Genomic DNA, 18,280 nt, shown 5'->3' on the forward strand with positions numbered 1-18,280 from the left:
AAAGAAATTAAAATATATAATTTGTTACTTTACTAGAATAACTATTTAATAATAAATTAAATAATTTTATAAAATCTTCTTTATTTTCTAAAGTCAAATCAACTTCTTCATTTTTATCAATTATATCATTGATGAGATTTATTACTTTTTTATATTCTTCTGAATTTTTAATCTCATCAGTATATTCAAATATATCGTATATTATTTTAGAAGTATATTTTATTAAACCATAGATTAATGTTGATAAATAAGTTTTTCCGCTATTGTTATCGCCTACAAAAAGTGTAAATGGCGATAACTCTATTTCTGCCTCTTTGATTTTGGCAAAATTCTTTACATAAATAGTTGGGTATTTTATATTTTTTTCCTGCATATTTAACATAACTGTAAATTATTATATTTTCTCATATTTTCGGAAATTATTATATTACAAACATGCATATTTTGTCAAGTTTATAAAACTATATGAGCCTATTTTTTATTCAATATATTCTATAAATTTACGATACTTTAATATAATATTTATATATTTTGAAGATGTAATTTAATTATGAATGAAAATATTTTAGTAGTAGAACATAGAACAGACCTATTAGATAGATTTGTTGATATTTTAAGGGCTAGACATTATAATCCTATAGCTACAAAATCACGTTCGCAGGCTGTTAATATATCGAATGAAAGTACATTAGACCTAATACTTTTAGATGCCGATATAGGAGATTCGCAGGGACTTCAGCTTCTCGATACTTTTAAAAATCAGGATTCTACAAAAGGAACTCCGATTGTCCTTTTAAGCACCCCTTACAGAAAGATGGAGTTTATTGAAGAAGCATTGAATCTTGGTATTGACGGACTTATATTTATACCTTTCGATGAAATGGAGTTAATCGTAAGAGTGAATAGCTGCCTTAAATACAGAAAACTATATATAGAACATCAGAAATTAATTAAGCAGGCCGATTATCTTCAAAACTCTCTAAACGATATGACAGAAGTTTCAAACAGAAATTATCAGTCATATAAAGAAGCTCAAAAAAAATATGATGATATTCTAAATATAGATTTGGAAACTGGTCTTTGGAACAAAAAAGAGTTTTATGAACAATTTACAAGACTGCTTTATGAAACTGTAAGACATGAAGAAACTATTGTTTTAGCTTGCTTTTCTATAGACGGACTTGATAATATTATTAATGAATTTGGAATTATAGCAGCTGAAGAAATTATGTTAAAATTTACAGAAGTTCTAAGAAGAACTACTAGAAGAGAAGACATAATCGCCAGATTTGATAATAACCAATTTATGGTAGCTTTCAATAGAATGAATATAAAATTATATGATAAAAAAGTTGATGAGATAAGAAACTTTGTAGATAAAAATGAATTAGAATATAACGGCATGATAATTAAATACACAATATCTGTTGGAATATCATACACAGCCTACAAAAAGAATTATCATATAGAGGGTATGGATAAAGAAATAGCTCCAGTACTTTTAGCTCTTCATAATGCAAAAAGAAGAGGATATGCTAGTTTATTTGTACACCCTACACTTATTAAAAGGTAAATTTTATGATAATTAATCTCGATAAAAACAGCGAAGAAAGTATCCAATATGCTGCATATGAAGCTTCAAAGGTTATAAATAAAGGAGGAATAGTTGTATCTCCAACTGACACAGTTTACGGGATGCTTGCTGATGCCTTTAATAAGGAAGCTGTTGAACGTATATACCAGATAAAAGAAAGAGAAAAAAATAAACCATTTTTAATACTAATAAAAAACCCCGAATCTTCTAAATACTTCTCTCAAATGGAAATACCTGATATAGTAAAAAAAAATATACCAGGTGAGCTTACATTTATTATGCCTTTATCGGAATCATTAAAAGAAAATTTTTTATATCTAAAAAATACAGCGGCCTTAAGAGTACCTAAAGATAAATACATGCAGCTTATATTAAACAATACCAAACCTCTTGTAGCTCCTTCTGCCAATCCTAGCGGTGCAGGTGAGATACTTGATGGTAACAAACTTGCAGAACTCTATAAAGATAAAGCCGATTTAATAATCAATGCTGGAATACTTGAAAATAAAATACCTTCAACATTATATGATTGTTTACAAAATAAAATACTTCGTCAGGGAAATGTTCATTTAAACATCGAATCATAAATATTTTTTGATTTAAAATTTTTGAGGGAACGTTTTTACACATTCCCCCATTTTAGATATTTGGTTTATTTATGTATGAGAATTAATTGAGTTTTCATATTTATAAAAGGTTTATATAAAGATATTCAAATACATTATAAAGTGAAATCCTCCTTTAAATAAAATTCTTATAAACTTTATAAGGGAGTCCCATATATAACCTATTGCACTCGATTTGATTATTTTTAATATTAGGTGACCTGACTTTGTTATATTTACAAAAAATATATAACCTTACGGCTGCGTACCAGCTAGGATTTACACCTTCATTCTCCAATTAATTGAGTAAATTATATATGAAAATACATTTTATATCAAGACTTTATATGTAAAATATATTAATATTTTACATATAAAATATTTTTTAATATTATATTTTTTATATATAATAAAATAAATTTTATTTATCTTTAACAGATTAACATATTTTCTTAGAAGCGTTTATTAGCTCATTTATATCTGAAAATAAAATTTTAATTCAATAACAAATTCACATATTGTGCAGGCTGATATATTTTTAATAAATATAATAAAATTAAGAAAAAATCAGAAATTTGAAAATAAATTATTAAATATAAAGTGAAAGCAGGAATAAGACAAAAAATTTTAATACTTAATACAACAATCTGTATTTTTTGTATAAAAAGAAAATTTTTTTAATAAAATATGAATGAAATTTCTACATATTTATTTTATATGCTGTTTTATTATTAAACATATTTAATATATAAGTATTTTATTTTTTATAGTTTACCCGCATTATGAGGTAATTTTTAGACTATTTTTGGTATGTTTCTTGCATGAATTTAAAATTATAAAATATTTTTTATTATTTATATTAGTAAATAAAAATAGTATGATATGTTTTAATAATTGTTATTAAGAATAATGATCAGTATATAAGGAGCATTAAATGAGTGATGAATTAAATAAAGATATAGATAAAAATAGCGATAATAAAGAAAATAAAAAAGAGGATAATACGGTTTCTATAGTGGAAGACAAATTACCAAGAAGACTTATAATTATACCAGTAATGGGAAAACCATTGTTTCCAGGTCTTTATGCTCCATTTCCAATACCTCCGCAGCATGCAGAGGCTGTAAATAAGGCTATAGCAGAAAATGATGGTTTTTTAGGGCTTAATTTATATATATCAGATAATCCTCCAGACAAAAAAATACCTTCTGTAGATGATATCTATAAAGTAGGTGTTGTAGTAAAAGTATTTAAAAAACTTAATCTTCCAGACGGGGGACTTAATCTTCTTATTAATTCTATTAAAAGATATAAAATAATAAGATTTACAACTACAGACCCAGTAATAAGAGCAGAGCCTTTGTATATAGAAGATTCATTCCATGGTGATAAAGATTCCAAAGAGATAAAAGCATATACTAGAGCTTTGCTTTCAGAGGTTAAGTCTATAAGTGAAAATAATCCTCTATTTACAGAAGAGATGCGTCTTACTATGGTAAATGTAGATGACCCTGGTAAATTATCAGACTTTGTTACTTCTATGATAAATGCCGACAGGGCAAGTCAGCAGGAGATACTTGAAACTTTTGATGTTCAAGATCGTTTGGAAAAGGTTCTTTTACTGCTTCAAAAAGAAAGCGAAATAACCAAAATACAGCAAAAAATACAGGGAAGTATTAATGCTAAGGTTCAAAAACAGCAGAGAGACTTTTTCTTAAAAGAACAATTAAAAGAAATAAAGAAAGAATTAGGATATGATACTGATCCAAAACAAAGAGATATAGAAAAATATAAAAAAGCTCTTGAAGAACTTGATGTTGTAGAAGAAGTAAAAGAGAGAATGCAAAGTGAAATAGAGAAAATTTCTTCAATAGATACACATTCTCCAGAATATACAGTATCAAAAAACTATTTAGACACTTTATTTGCTTTACCTTGGAATAAAGAAAATAAAGAAAGAGAAGATATAGATAAAAGTAAAAAGATATTAGACAGAGATCATTACGGACTTGAAGATGTTAAAGAGAGAATATACGAATTTTTGGCTGTAAGAAAATTAAATCCAGATAAAAAATCTTCAATATTATGTTTTGTAGGTCCTCCTGGAGTGGGTAAAACTTCTATAGGAAAAAGTATTGCTGAAGCATTAAACAGACCTTTCTTTAGATTTTCTTTAGGAGGAATGCGTGATGAAGCTGAAATTAAAGGTCATAGAAGAACATATATAGGAGCAATGCCAGGTAAAATTATAGAGGCTTTAAAAATAGTAAAGGTAAAAAATCCAGTACTTATGCTTGATGAAATAGATAAATTGGGTACGAGTTTTCAGGGGGATCCTTCTAGTGCATTACTTGAAGTTTTAGACCCAGAGCAAAATTCATCTTTTAGGGATCATTATCTCGATTTGCCTTTTGATTTGTCTAATGTTCTTTTCATCACTACAGCGAATACTCTTGATACTATACCAAGACCTCTTCTTGACAGAATGGAAGTTATAAGACTTTCTGGATACATCATGGAAGAGAAATTAAAAATAGCTTCAAAATATATTATACCAAGACAAGTTAAAGCAAATGGGCTTGATATAAAAAATATAAAGTTTACAAGTAAAGCTATAAGCAGCATAATAGAAGGATATGCAAGAGAGGCTGGAGTAAGGAACCTTGAAAGAAGAATAGAGAGAATATGCAGAAAAATAGCCGCTGATATAGTTTCAAATAACAAAACATCTTATGATATTACAATAGATGATAAAGATTTGGAAAAGTATTTGAAAAAGCCTATATTTACAGAAGATTTCACTGAGAGAGATTTAAAACCAGGTAATGCTATAGGGCTTGCTTGGACTTCTATGGGAGGTGCTACTCTTACAATAGAATCTATAAGAGTATCCGAAAAAAAAGATTCAGGCACTATCAATGTAACAGGACAGCTTGGCGATGTTATGACAGAAAGTGTACAGATAGCATATAGTCATGTAAGAAGTGTTGCCCAAAACTATGGTGTAAATGAAAATTACTTTAATGATGCTGTAATACATCTTCATATACCAGAAGGTGCTACTCCTAAAGACGGACCTTCAGCAGGTATTACTATGGCTACTGCTTTGCTTTCACTTGCTATGAATAAAGTTATAAGAAATGATACCGCTATGACAGGAGAGCTTTCTCTAAATGGTAAGGTACTTCCTATAGGCGGATTAAAAGAAAAAACTATAGCTGCAAAAAGACTAGGGTTTATAAAACATATAATTATACCTTATGAAAATATTAGGGATTTGGACGAGATACCTGATAATGTGAAAAAAGGTTTAACTTTTCACCCAGTAAAAAGTGTGGAAGAAGTTTTTGATTTTATGTTTAAATTAAATAAGATAAATAAAGAAGTCCAAAAAGAAAAAACTAAAAAAATAATAAATAAAAAATAATTAGCTTTTAAAAATATTAAAAGGGTCTTTAAAGTATTTCACTTAAAGACTCTTTTATATAAAAAACTAAGTTTAATAATTTTATATTATTTGTAACTTTTATAGCTTAGATATTTTTATAAAAAGTGCAAAATTATAAATAATATTAAGTCATACCATTATATTTTAATATATACTTAAACAACTATAATTTATCAAATTTTAGTTGTTTATAATAATGATAAGTTGTACTATTAATAATACAGGTTTAAAATATGTTATAATAACTATATTTCAGTTGAAAATGCAGTCCTTTTGCTTCTTGTAAAGTAGTACTTAATATGAGGCACAACTTAGTAGGTTCTAGACAGCAAAATAAGTTGGGGTTGCTTAAGGTATGGAATAGCATAGGTCTAGTCCCACAAATAAAATTTAAAAATATATTTTTGACAAATTTAAAGATTTTAAGTATATAACCTCATCAAGTACTTTTGAAAAAAGTATAATAATATACTCAAAAATTTATATTTATAAAAAATAATGAGCCTATTAAAGCTCATTGTTTTATAAGGTACTTATCTTTATAAAAAATACTTATTCAAATAATAAATAAATATTTCTTGAATTGTATTCTCCTTCTTCTGAATATATGGTCCAGTCAGTAAGTCTTTCTATACTATGCATTCCTCTGTCACCTTCATGCATACCTAAATCTTTGTATGGCTCATTGATTAAAGTGGCGTCAAAATATCCGTCATCAGTAAAATCATGAACATCAAACCATAAATGCTCCAAATCATTAGGATTCTCTTCAGTTTCTCCATATCCTAGTTTTACCAAAAAAGAAGTTTTTTCATCGCCTTTATTTTTGTTTAGTAATTCTAAGAAATATTCCAATTTTTCAAAAGCAGCTTCTCTCATAAGCGAAGTTTCAAAATAGCTCATCATAAACATAGGATTATCAGTAAGTTCTTTTTTATAATAGTCAAGAGAATGATAATTACCGTCTTTATCTACAGCAACTAGTATACCAGAAGGAGTATTATGCACTCCATCATTTCTGTCTTTAGCACTTCCAGAAACATCATCAGCAATATTCAGTTTTTTTAATGCCTCCTGCCAAGGAAACCAGCATACATAAACATTATAAGCAGGATTGAATTTAAAACCTGCATCTGGAACTCCTCTTTCTATAAACATTTTAGCACATGTATTTAGAAGTGCCCCATAAGAAGCATTTGAATCTTCAACTCCTACTATTTCAAGTTCTATAGAACCTACTCTGTAAAGCCCATGTGTATGAAACCAATACTCTACTTTGTTTGGATCTTTATCATCATCATAAACAGCATGTATAGTATAAAGATAATCTAACGAAGCAGGCAATGCAAATGTAGATGTATATGAAAGCCAATCTCCTGAATGAGCAGTGTAGCATGACATATCCAAAAATATAGAGGCTTCAGGAACTAAGCTATCTAAGAATTTTAATTGTCTTTGATAGTCTGTGAGAGGAAAGTTATCAAATGTTGTGGATACATGTATTGCATATTGGCATTCACATGCTTCATTATAGTCTTGTTCTCTTACAGTGTTTACTGAAAATATTTCAGGTACATTCTCTGTAACCGATGAAGCATCAACCAAAGCAATATAAAAGCTAAGCTCATCATTATTCTCTTCTTCACTTTCTTCATCGTTATGAGAATGAGAACAGCTGCATTCACTATCTTCACAATTACCTCCGCAGCCGCAATCATGATGACTTTCATCCATTACCATAGGCAAATACTGAAGTTTAACAGATATTTCCCATTTTGATTTATCTCTTATAAAATTACTTTTTTCTATCTCTTCAAATTCTAAAACCATATACTCATCAGATTCAGAAAGTATTTCTCTCACTTCATCGATGCTAACATTATGATCATACTCTTTTGAAAATACTGCTGCCATCCATGATTCTAGTCTTTGTTCTCCGTTTGAAAATACATTGTATAATTTTTCATTATAATCCATTATATCTTACCTCATAAACTTGTTAAAATTAATGTTTAACTTAAATAGTGTTTTTAAGTATAGTATAAATCATATTTTTTTCAATAGTTTTAATTCATAAAAATCATTAAAAAAAAGTATTTAGTATTTTTTTACTTTTTTGTATTCAGGCATGTATTTTTTTATAATTTCATAGAATTTTTTACTGTGATTTGCCTCTATAAGATGGGCTAGTTCATGAATTATTATATACTCTGAAACTATAATAGGGTATTTCATAAGTTCTAAGTTTAGTGTAATATGTTTTTTTAAGGTGTCGCATGAGCCCCATTTGCTTTTCAATTTTTTTATGCTGAAACCTTTTATTTCAAGAGACATAATTAAACAATATTTTTTAAAAGAGTGTCAAACAATTTTAATGCTTCTTCTTTATACCAAGTTTCAAGCAGTTTATATTTTCTTTTACTATTAGCATCTATAAACTTTTCATCTTCTTTTATATTAACATACATATAAATAATTTTGGCATTTATTATGATGTTTTCTTTTTTTGATTTTAATATATTTAAGTCATAACATTTTCCAAGATAGTATATTTTATCTCCGTCTATTAATTCTTTTTTGCTTATGTCATATAAATTTTTCTTTTTTATGCTTTCCCTTTTCTCTTCAATCCAATCTTTTCTATTTGCTATAAGCTCATATATATATTTTTTTGAAACTCTTTTTGGGGCTGTTACGTATATATTCAAATCTTGCTTAACTCTTATATAAATGTTTTTTATTTTTTTGTATTCTATTATTATTTTATTCATTTTATATTAAAAAATTATGTTTATATATTATTGTAAAAAATATTTTGTAATAATAAAAGTATTAAAAAAAACTCAGCGGACATAAAATTATGTCCGCTATTAAGGTAAATTATGAAGAAAAAAATTTATAAAATTAGATACAAATCAATTCTATTGATATATATAATATATAAAACTTTTAAAAAAGTGTCAAAAAAAATTAATTTTTATTATGAAAAAAACATTTTATTTTAAAAAAACTTTAAAAAATAACGATTAAAACATTAATAATGTATATACTTTATTTATTTATATTATATAATCGATAGTTAAATATTTTTTGAAATTTAAAAAATTGTTTTATTTATAATTGGAGTTTATTATGAAAAAAATACATAGTTTATCTTTCAGAATACCTGCTATAATATCATTAATATCGGTAGCACTTATAGTGATTATTCTTTTGATAGCAGTAAATTTTGCAAATATCGGAATAAGCAAAAGCCGATTTGAAGGTTTTGATAACACTGTACAAGCATATGCTAAATTATTTGATTCTATAATGATAAGTCAAATTTCTCTTGCTGAAACTTATTCTGTAATGCCTGCTGTTATTAATGCTGTTGTAAATAGAAGCGAGCAAAATTTGTCAGAACTTCTTAATGCTCTAAAACATATTAATACAGTTAATAATTATTCTATAAATACAATAATCACTGATTTGGATAGTAATGTTGTTATGGATGCGGTAGGAAATACAACTGGAAATATGGCTGAAAGAAGACCTACTTTATGGACAAAATTACAATCAAACAGCGGTAAATTTACTTATGATGATGATCTTGTAAAGTCTAAAGATACAGGGGTTTACTCCATAGCTATAGGTGGCGGAATAAAAGATAATGGCGGAAAATTAATAGGTTATGCCTTTGTTATCATAGACTGGAAACTTATACATGACACATATTTTTCTGATATAACACTTGGAGAAAGCGGAAGAATATTAGCAATAGATTCAAGATTGACAGATATGATGGATACATTATATGATCAAATAGGCGGCTCGGTAGTTGGGGATTATAAAAAAGCATTTGAAAGCAATTCAGAGAATGGAAAATTATCATATACATATTCAAATGCAAATAGAACAGGTTCATATTATAAAATGAAAACTATGAATTGGGTTATTGCTATGAGTATGTTTGACAGTGAAATTTATGCTGTAAATAGGCAATTAATACTAATTAGTTCTATAGTGGCATTAGTTGCTATTGTGTTATTAACAATCTTTGTATATCTCTTTATAAAAAGACTTATGGGACATTTAGGAAGTATTATAAAAGAAGCTAAAGAAATAGAAGAAGGAAATTTAACTTATGCTGCTAATGAACATAAAAGAAAAGATGAGCTTGGTATATTATTTGAATCATTTGGCAATATGCGTAAGAAATTAACAGAAATTATTTCACAGGTGAACACTTCTTCTGAAAAGATTACTTATGCAGCACAGGAGCTTGCAAATGGTAATGCTGACTTATCTAAAAGAACAGAATCTCAGGCTGCAAGTCTTGAACAAACAGCTTCTTCTATGGAAGAGATGGCTTCTACAATAAAATCATCAACTTCGCATTCTGTAGAAGGAAATAATATGATGAAAGAGTCTATGGATTCTATAAAAAATGCTGGTCTCATCATAGAAGAAACAACTAAAAGTATAGAAGAAGTAAGTGAAGATAGTGAAAAAATAAAAAATATTACAAAAGTTATAGAGGGCATTGCTTTTCAGACTAATATATTAGCTCTTAATGCAGCAGTAGAAGCAGCTAGAGCAGGAGAACAGGGTAAAGGTTTTGCTGTAGTAGCAAGCGAAGTAAGAAACTTGGCACAGAACTCTCAAACTTCAGCTAAAGATATAACAAATCTTATTGATGTAATTTATGAAAAAATTAGTAAGTCGGCAGAAAAAGCAAAAGAATCTCAGCAGATATTTGAAGATTTGGAGAAAAAATTGGAAGAGACTTCAAATATAATGCGTGATATAAGCGAAACAGCAATAGAACAGCAGTCTGGAGTAGATCAGGTAAATATAGCGGTGTCTCAGATGGATACAGTAACACAGCAAAATGCTGCTTTAGTAGAACAGTCATCATCAGCAGCGGAATCATTATTAAATGAAGCTAGAGAGCTTGAAGATGCTATGAGCTTCTTTAAATTAAAATAATATAGTATTTAATTAATTTAATTATAAAAAATAAAAAGCGTCTGGTAATTATTATCAGACGTTTTTTATTTCTCATTTTCATAATTTTTAATATCAGCTTATAACAAGTACAAACTCACGTCTTTTATTATCCTGATATTTTATGCATATATTGTTTATAGTGTCTATTACAATCTCTTCATTATCTGTTGTAATGTCCAGACATAATGCCACCTCTTTTTCTTTTGAATAGACTTTTTTTACAGCATTTAAAACTTTATTAAGTCTGTATGGAGTATCTAAAATAATAACTGGAACATTTAATTTTTTTAAATACATTAATTTTTTTTCTCTTTCTCTGTCATCACGAGGTAAAAGCCCTGCATAGTAAAACTCTTTAAAATTAAAAGGCAGGCACATAATTGCTGCTGTAACACTGCTCACTCCTGCTACAGGGCGTACTTTTATATTATGAGAGTAGCAGTATTCAAGAAGGAGTCTTCCAGGGTCTTCCAAAACTGGAGTTCCGCAGTCGCTTATGAGAGTAACAGTGCGGCAGTTTATGATTTTTGTTATTATATCATCAATATCTTTAGACTTTTTGGTATGCTCGCTAAACTCTATTAATGATTCTTTTTCTTTTTTTATGTTCAGTGCTTTAAAAAGTGTTGTTGCTTCTCTGAAACTTTCAACTAATATAATATCACTTTCTATTAATACTTCTCTTAATCTTTCTGTATTATCTTTATAATTTCCTATATCTCTTGCTGCTATATAAACTGTAAGCATAAAAATTCCTTTTTTAAGTGATGATTAGTTTATACTAAAAATTTTTAAGTTTGTCAACAGCGAGATTTCACTCATCTAGTTCAGGACGCTTATCATGACCTATTATACACCATTATCGAATGTCAACACAACCAAACGAAGTGAGGAAGTACTCGAGATGAAGTCCGCCTTCGGTCGAAGGAAGTAGTGTTAGGTATTGTTGCGGCAGTAACTTTTGGAGAAAATCACAAAGATAAGGAGAAAAAGTTGAACAAAAAAGTGATAAACTTAAGAATTTTCAGTATATACCTAAATAACTATAATTTGTCAAATTTTAGTTGTTTATAAATGTAATTATAACTTATAAATAGCATAAAGTCGGACGGCAAAAGAAATTGTGGCACTGCACGACTATGAAACTACACAAATATCCAAATTAAAAAAATTAATTTTGACAAACTGTATTTGTCTGGGTATATATTAAACATATAAAAAAATTATAAAAAATAAGATTTACTTTTTTCATTTACTAATTATTTATGTTTTATTTATTAAATTTTAATTAAAGGTGTGAAAAATGAATAAAAAACTATTTTCAATTATTTCTATTATTTTTTTGGTCTGTAAGCTGTAAAAATAATAATACAGACCCAAATAATACTAATAAAGGTGTAGAACAGTATGCAGGAACTTGGAATTTTAAAGGTACAGTTAAAGATCCTGAAACATCAAGTGAAACACCTCAAGAAGCAGTTTGGACTATAAATGAAGACGGATCTATAACTATGGGTAATGAAACTATAACAAAAGATCAAATACAAACTACATCTAATAATGTATATACTATAAAACAAGATATAAGTGATAGCACTCAGGGATTTACAGGAGAAATTGATATGACAATAACATTCAAAGATAATAATTCAGCAGATGTAAAAGGAAAAGCTACTGTTAATTATCAAGGACAAAGTATTACGCTTGATGATATTATTACAGGAACTTTAACAAGAAATTAATATTTAATAATTAAATAATGAAAACTGCTTTATATATATTTAGATAAATATTATAGAGCAGTTTTTTTATAAATTATTTCTTCTTGTTTGTAAGGGCTAATATAAGAATATGTACAACTGATTTATCCACTTCTGGTATTCTTAGTGCCTGCGATATATTATAAGGCTTGTACTGCTTTAATTTATTTATAGCATCTATCTTTACACTTTTCAAACTAGAATAATCAAAATCTTCTGGTATGAGCATGTTTTCATACTTTTCAATGTCTTTTATTTCGTTTAAATACCTTGCAATATATCCTTCATATTTAATATATATTTCTGCATTATTTAAAACGTCTTTATTATAATTATCATCTATCAAAGACACAAGCATATCAATACCGCATTCAGGACGCTTTATTATAGAAGATAATGTCATGCTTCTGTATTCTTTAGCCTCTTTTGTAAATCCCAAATCTTCTGCTTCTTTTTGAGTGAGTGTGCGTTTATTTAAATATTCCACAAGTATTTGAGTTTTTCTTTTTTTATCTCTTACTTTATCAAGTCTTTCTTTACTTGCAAGCCCTATATTATAAGAAAGTTCTGTAAGTCTTTCATCTGCATTATCCTGTCTTAAAAGCATTCTATGTTCTGCCTGCGAAGTAAACATTCTATGAGGCTCTTTAGTTCCTTTAGCCGTTAAATCATCTATCAAAACGCCTATATATCCGTCACTTCTTTTAAGTATGAATGGAGATTCTTTTTTAATTTTTAATGCTGCATTTATTCCAGCCATTAAACCCTGACAAGCAGCTTCTTCATATCCGCTTGTTCCGTTAATTTGTCCTGCTAAAAATAAGCCTTCTATTTTTTTAGTTTCTAGTGTAGGCTTTAATTCTATAGGATTTACATAATCATACTCTACAGCATAAGCAGGCTTTAATATCTTTACCTCTTCAAGCCCTTTTAATGCTCTTATCATCTTTATCTGTACCTCTTCTGGTAAACTTGAAGAGAAACCGTTTATATAAACTTCATTAGTTCTATAGCTTTCTCTCTCTAAATGAAGCTGATGTCTAGGCTTATCTGCAAATCTTACAACTTTATCCTCTATACTAGGGCAGTATCTCGGACCTATTCCAGTAATAACTCCGCTGTACATTGGGGATAAATGTATATTGTCTTGTATAAGTTTATGAATATTAGTATCAGTGTATGTTATATAACAAGGCTCCTGAACTATATTAATACTATCATCTAAAAAAGAAAAAGGTACTATTTGCTCATCGCCTTTTTGTATCTCTAATATATCAAAATTAATAGAATTATAATCCACTCTTGCAGGAGTACCAGTTTTTAATCTTCCTACTTCAAGCCCTAAAGTCCTTAAATTATCAGAAAGTCCTATAGCAGGAAGCTCTCCTATGCGTCCAGCTTGTTTTTGATATGTTCCTATATGAATAAGTCCGTTTAAAAATGTTCCTGTAGTGAGAATTACAGCATTACATTCATACTCTCTGCCTCTTTCTGTTTTTAATCCTTTAAGAACATTATTTTCAACTACTATTTCTGTTACTATATCCTGATGAAGTGTAAGATTATTTTGAGCATAAAGAGTTTTAGCAGCTTCTTCCTTATATGCGTATTTATCAGCCTGAGCTCTTGGTGCCCATACAGCTTTACCTTTACTTCTATTAAGCATTCTAAACTGCATCATAGTTTTATCTATTAAAAGCCCCATCTCTCCGCCTAAAGCATCTATCTCTTTAACAATGGTGCCTTTAGCAACACCTCCTATAGAAGGATTGCATGACATTTGACCTATAGTATCAAGATTGATAGATATAATAAGCGTATTCATACCCAGTCTTGCAGATGAGAGTGCAGCCTCTATTCCTGCATGACCTGCCCCTACAACTATAACATCATATTTATTATTCATATATACTCTCTTTAACAAACTTGATTGGAAAATAATATATTAAAATCATTATATTGTCAAAACGAATAATAATATATAATTTTTATTTTTCATACTGTTCATCTGCTTCTTCTATAAGTTTTTTAAACTTCTCTTTAAGAAGTGCCGTTCTCTTTTTCTGCCACATTATATATATAGCTATAGAGTAGCATATTAAAGAGACTATCATCATAAATAAAAATGAGATAAAATATGAAAAGTTAGAAGCTAGATATCCTACAGCAAAAGGTATTATTAAAGCAGCTATTCCAGTAAGAGCCTCATTAACTGCTACATTAGCAGTAGCGTTTTCTTGATCGGCTAAAGCATAGTAAAGTCCAAAGAAATATCCGAATCCGCTTACAAAACCTAAAAACATAAACGCGATTAAAAATATCCAAAAATTTTTAGTTATAAGTATCAATGTAAGAGCAGCAGGAGTTAATAATCCTACTACAGTAAATACTCTTTTTGTTTCTAAAGACCTTAAATAAAATGCAGAAAATAAAGCACCTATAGCCATAAAAGCAGATAAACTTCCCACAAGCATTGCAGCTTTAGATTCAGAAAGTCCAGCCTCTTTAATACCATAATCAAGAAACATAAATCTTAAAGTATGAAGAACAGCCGCACCAACAAATATTATAAGCCAGCCTATATATACCTTGTATCTAGGAGCTCTCATAAAAGGCTCTTCCCATTTATGGCGATTGGCTTTTAAATGCAAATGCCTTGACATATAGAAAAAAGTAAATATTAAAATACTCATAGCTATAACAATCATAAAACCTATATTTGGATTTAGTTTGTATATAAAGCCAGTAACAATAGGTCCTACAGCAAGCCCCAAAGTCCAAGAAAATATAAAAAGTCCGCTGCTTATTCTTATAGGCAAATCTTTGGAAACAGAATCAAGCAAAGACTGAAAGCATACAAAAAATGCCGTTACATTAGCACCAAATAAAAATGAATATAAAAGCACCATCTCATTTTTTAAATATATTAAACACAATATAGATATTACTATTTGAGAACATGATTCTGCATACAATATTTTAGGATATATTCTCTTTGGTATTTTAAACTTAGAAAATATACTTGCACTTATCATCATACCAGTACCGTATGAAACACCTATTAATGATATAAAAAATGGTGTTGCCATTGCTTTGGAAGCATTAATAACTAAAACTGTACTGAAGATGCTTGAACATAGATAAATTAGAAAAGGCATTGAATAAACTAAAATAATCATTTTATTTAACCTCTAATTAATAATTGTTTTTTATGCAGAGAATATTCACTGCATATTTGATTGTTTTATTATTCTGTTTTCTATTTTTTCATCATTATTATTTAATTTTTCTTTAAATAATACTTCTGCTTTTCTTTTGTTATACATTATCACTATTGCAGCAATATAGCATATTAAAGATACTATCATCATAAATAAAAAACCCGCAAAGTATGAATAATGCGAAGCTAAGTATCCTACACTGAAAGGGATAACTAAAGCAGCAACCCCAGTTAATGCCTCATTTACAGCAACATTTGAAGATGAGTTTTCCTGATCTGCCAAAGCATAGTAAAGACCAAAGAAGTATCCAAATCCGCTAACAAGTCCTAAAAACATAAATGCTACTATAAATACATAAAAATTTTTGCTTATTAATATTAATGTTAAAGCTATAGGGGCAAGAAGCCCTATGATTGTAAATACTCTTTTTTTCTCTAAAAATCTTAAATAAAAAGATCCAGCTAAAGTACCAACAGCCATAAAAGCAGATAAACTTCCTACAAGTATTGAAGCTTTAGCCTCAGAAAGCCCAGCCTCTTTTATTGCGTAATCAAGAAACATAAATCTTAAAGTATGAAGAACCAAAGCACCTACAAATATTATAAGCCAGCCTATATAAACTTTATATCTAGGTGCTCTCATAAATGGTTCGTCGAATTTTTTTATTCTATTTGCTTTAAATCTCAAGTGCCTAGATAAATAAAAGAAAATAAATATTATAAAGCTCATAGCTATAACAATATAAAAACCTATTTTATAATTTATATCATATATAAGTCCAGTAATAGAAGGTCCTAGTGCAAAACCTAAAGACCAAGAAAATATAAATAATGCTCCGCTTAATCTTATAGGCAGATCTTTTGAAACTATATCAAGCGATGACTGAAAGCATACAAAAAATATGGTAGTGCTGCAGCCGTATAAAAATGAATAAAAAATAGACATTTCCATAGGCATAAATATAAGACATAAAGCAGATATTATCATCTGCATTACAGCTTCTATATATATTAAATTTGTATAGTATTTTTTGGGTATTCTTATTTTAGAGAATATTCCAGCTGTAATCATCATACCCATGCCGTAAGAAACTCCAAGCATAGATATAAAAAAAGGAGCAGCTCCCATCTTTGAAGCATTAATAACCAAAACGGTACTGAATATGCTTGAACATAAATAGATTAAAAACGGCATAGAATAAATTAAAATTATCATTTTTACACCCTAACAAATATTATTTTTTATCATAGTTTTTTAAAAGTAAAAAAGGGACACTCTTTATAGTGTCCCTTTTGTAAAATAATATATATCTTTTAAAAAAAATTGATATAGCTATTTTGAATTTTTTTATTTTTTTGTAATATTTTATCTGCTAATTTTATGTTTTATTAATTTATGATATAAAAAATCAAAAAACAATACTATAAAAAATAATTTTTTGTTTAACATGTTTTTTTGAATTAATTTTTTAAAGTTAAGTTATATAAAAGTATACCAAAAGATACTAAAAAGATAATTGAAAAAAAGAGAAATTATACTATACTAAAAATTAATAAGGATTTTAATTATGGCTTTTTTTGATTTAAGTTTGGAAGAACTTTATAAATATAAAGGTGTATCCGAAGAGCCTAAGGACTTTGATGAGTTTTGGGATAATACTTTAAAAGAAAACAATCATAATACAGAGGCTAAATACACCTTAATAGATACACATTTAAAATTATTTGATGTTTGGAGTGTAAGTTTTAATGGGTATTTAAAGCATCAGATAAACGGTTGGTATATAGCACCTAAATATGCTTCAGAAAATAATCAAAAGCTAACATGTATAATGTGCTACCCAGGATATGGCGGAGGAAGAGATTATCCTATTAAGCATTTACTTTTTCCTTCAGCAGGATACAGTGTATTTGTAATGGAGGTAAGAGGGCAGGGGGCAGAAGGCGGAAATGGGGCAACAACTCCAGACCCTATAGGTTCTACTCCTCATGCTGACGGATTTCTTACTATGGGTATACTTGATAAAAAAGATTATTATTATAGAAGAGTTTTTGTTGATGCTGTTAAATCAATAGAGGCTGCAAAAGAACATTCTTTGACTGGTAAAATAGCTATAAATGGTACAAGTCAGGGCGGGGGAATATCTCTTGCTGTTTTGGGTTTATCGTCTCTTACTAAAGAAAAAATTGAAGCTGCTATGATAGATGTTCCTTTTTTATGCGACTATAAAAGAGCGTGCACTATTACTGATACACTGCCTTATAATGAAATAGCAAGATTTTGCAAAACAAACAGAATGCATGAAAAAATTGCTTTTAATACTTTATCATATTTTGATGGGGCTTTATTTGCAAAAAGGTCTAAAGTTAAAGCATTATTTTCAGTTGGGCTTATGGATATTTTGTGCCCGCCTTCAACTGTGTTTGCCGCTTATAATAATTATGCGGGAGATAAATCTATTAATGTTTATACATTTAATGGGCATGAGGGAGGAGACAATGAACAGAGTGAGAGGAAATTGGAGTTTTTAACTTCTCTAAATCTTTAGTACTAATTGTCTAATAATTTTTTTAAATTTATAAAGTTTGCAGTTTATAACTTATTGATGAAGTTATAAACTGCTTATTATTCTACAATTTCACCAGCTCTTTTCAAACTTC

At 28.3% G+C, this 18,280-nt stretch carries 14 protein-coding genes; 6 read left to right on the top strand and 8 right to left on the bottom strand.

Translation table 11 applies throughout. The features are described from left to right. Window positions 1-7: 7 nt before the first annotated feature. Window positions 8-373 (bottom strand): AAA family ATPase, encoded by a 366-nt coding sequence (locus KQ44_RS11915; protein WP_240516627.1) that lies wholly within the window; start codon window positions 371-373, stop codon window positions 8-10. Between the two features lie 177 nt (window positions 374-550). Here KQ44_RS11915 and KQ44_RS11920 point away from each other — a divergent pair, with 177 nt between their 5' ends. The 3 genes from KQ44_RS11920 to lon all read left to right on the top strand — a co-directional run bounded on the left by KQ44_RS11920 (window position 551) and on the right by lon (window position 5,626). After that, window positions 551-1,573: a diguanylate cyclase gene (locus KQ44_RS11920; RefSeq protein WP_096737593.1), complete on the top strand. Its 1,023-nt coding sequence runs from the start codon at window positions 551-553 to the stop codon at window positions 1,571-1,573. 5 nt (window positions 1,574-1,578) lie between these two features. Continuing rightward, window positions 1,579-2,181, top strand: coding sequence for an L-threonylcarbamoyladenylate synthase (locus tag KQ44_RS11925; RefSeq protein WP_096737594.1), 603 nt, complete (start codon window positions 1,579-1,581; stop codon window positions 2,179-2,181). A 952-nt stretch (window positions 2,182-3,133) separates the two neighbouring features. After that, on the top strand, window positions 3,134-5,626 hold the full coding sequence (gene lon / locus KQ44_RS11930; protein ID WP_096737595.1) for an endopeptidase La: 2,493 nt from the start codon (window positions 3,134-3,136) through the stop codon (window positions 5,624-5,626). 573 nt (window positions 5,627-6,199) lie between these two features. Here the strand turns inward: lon and KQ44_RS11935 are convergent. The 3 genes from KQ44_RS11935 to KQ44_RS15625 all read right to left on the bottom strand — a co-directional run bounded on the left by KQ44_RS11935 (window position 6,200) and on the right by KQ44_RS15625 (window position 8,355). Beyond that, window positions 6,200-7,624 carry a DUF4026 domain-containing protein gene (locus KQ44_RS11935; protein ID WP_096737596.1) on the bottom strand — a complete coding sequence of 475 codons (1,425 nt, stop codon included), beginning with the start codon at window positions 7,622-7,624 and terminating at the stop codon, window positions 6,200-6,202. A 120-nt stretch (window positions 7,625-7,744) separates the two neighbouring features. Then, complete coding sequence (locus tag KQ44_RS15620) at window positions 7,745-7,981, bottom strand: M48 family metallopeptidase (protein WP_346426127.1); 237 nt, start codon at window positions 7,979-7,981, stop codon at window positions 7,745-7,747. Window positions 7,982-7,983: 2 nt separating this feature from the next. Beyond that, entirely contained in the window at window positions 7,984-8,355 is a 372-nt protein-coding gene (locus KQ44_RS15625) for a YgjP-like metallopeptidase domain-containing protein (RefSeq protein ID WP_346426128.1), read from the bottom strand. A gap of 424 nt (window positions 8,356-8,779) precedes the next feature. Here KQ44_RS15625 and KQ44_RS11945 point away from each other — a divergent pair, with 424 nt between their 5' ends. Continuing rightward, the gene (locus KQ44_RS11945; RefSeq protein ID WP_096737597.1) at window positions 8,780-10,618 is read left to right on the top strand and encodes a methyl-accepting chemotaxis protein; all 1,839 of its coding nucleotides are present in this window, start codon (window positions 8,780-8,782) and stop codon (window positions 10,616-10,618) included. A gap of 93 nt (window positions 10,619-10,711) precedes the next feature. Here KQ44_RS11945 and KQ44_RS11950 read toward each other — a convergent pair whose 3' ends face one another. Next, the gene (locus KQ44_RS11950) at window positions 10,712-11,386 is read right to left on the bottom strand and encodes an SAM-dependent methyltransferase (protein WP_096737598.1); all 675 of its coding nucleotides are present in this window, start codon (window positions 11,384-11,386) and stop codon (window positions 10,712-10,714) included. A 764-nt stretch (window positions 11,387-12,150) separates the two neighbouring features. Here KQ44_RS11950 and KQ44_RS11955 point away from each other — a divergent pair. Continuing rightward, the gene (locus KQ44_RS11955; RefSeq protein WP_096737599.1) at window positions 12,151-12,381 is read left to right on the top strand and encodes a hypothetical protein; all 231 of its coding nucleotides are present in this window, start codon (window positions 12,151-12,153) and stop codon (window positions 12,379-12,381) included. A gap of 73 nt (window positions 12,382-12,454) precedes the next feature. Here KQ44_RS11955 and mnmG read toward each other — a convergent pair whose 3' ends face one another. From mnmG to KQ44_RS11970, 3 genes are all read right to left on the bottom strand, one after another. Then, a complete protein-coding gene (mnmG, locus tag KQ44_RS11960) occupies window positions 12,455-14,305 on the bottom strand; it encodes a tRNA uridine-5-carboxymethylaminomethyl(34) synthesis enzyme MnmG (RefSeq protein ID WP_096737600.1) in 1,851 nt (616 codons plus the stop codon). An 82-nt stretch (window positions 14,306-14,387) separates the two neighbouring features. Next, window positions 14,388-15,578, bottom strand: coding sequence for an MFS transporter (locus KQ44_RS11965; protein WP_096737601.1), 1,191 nt, complete (start codon window positions 15,576-15,578; stop codon window positions 14,388-14,390). Window positions 15,579-15,623: 45 nt separating this feature from the next. After that, window positions 15,624-16,835: an MFS transporter gene (locus tag KQ44_RS11970; protein ID WP_096737602.1), complete on the bottom strand. Its 1,212-nt coding sequence runs from the start codon at window positions 16,833-16,835 to the stop codon at window positions 15,624-15,626. Window positions 16,836-17,187: 352 nt separating this feature from the next. On the opposite strand from KQ44_RS11970, the gene KQ44_RS11975 reads away from it, so the two are divergent. Beyond that, the gene (locus KQ44_RS11975; RefSeq protein WP_096737603.1) at window positions 17,188-18,168 is read left to right on the top strand and encodes an alpha/beta fold hydrolase; all 981 of its coding nucleotides are present in this window, start codon (window positions 17,188-17,190) and stop codon (window positions 18,166-18,168) included. Window positions 18,169-18,280 lie beyond the last annotated feature (112 nt).

The organism is Brachyspira sp. G79 (assembly GCF_002379365.1).
In the GTDB taxonomy this organism is placed as follows: Bacteria; Spirochaetota; Brachyspiria; order Brachyspirales; family Brachyspiraceae; genus Brachyspira.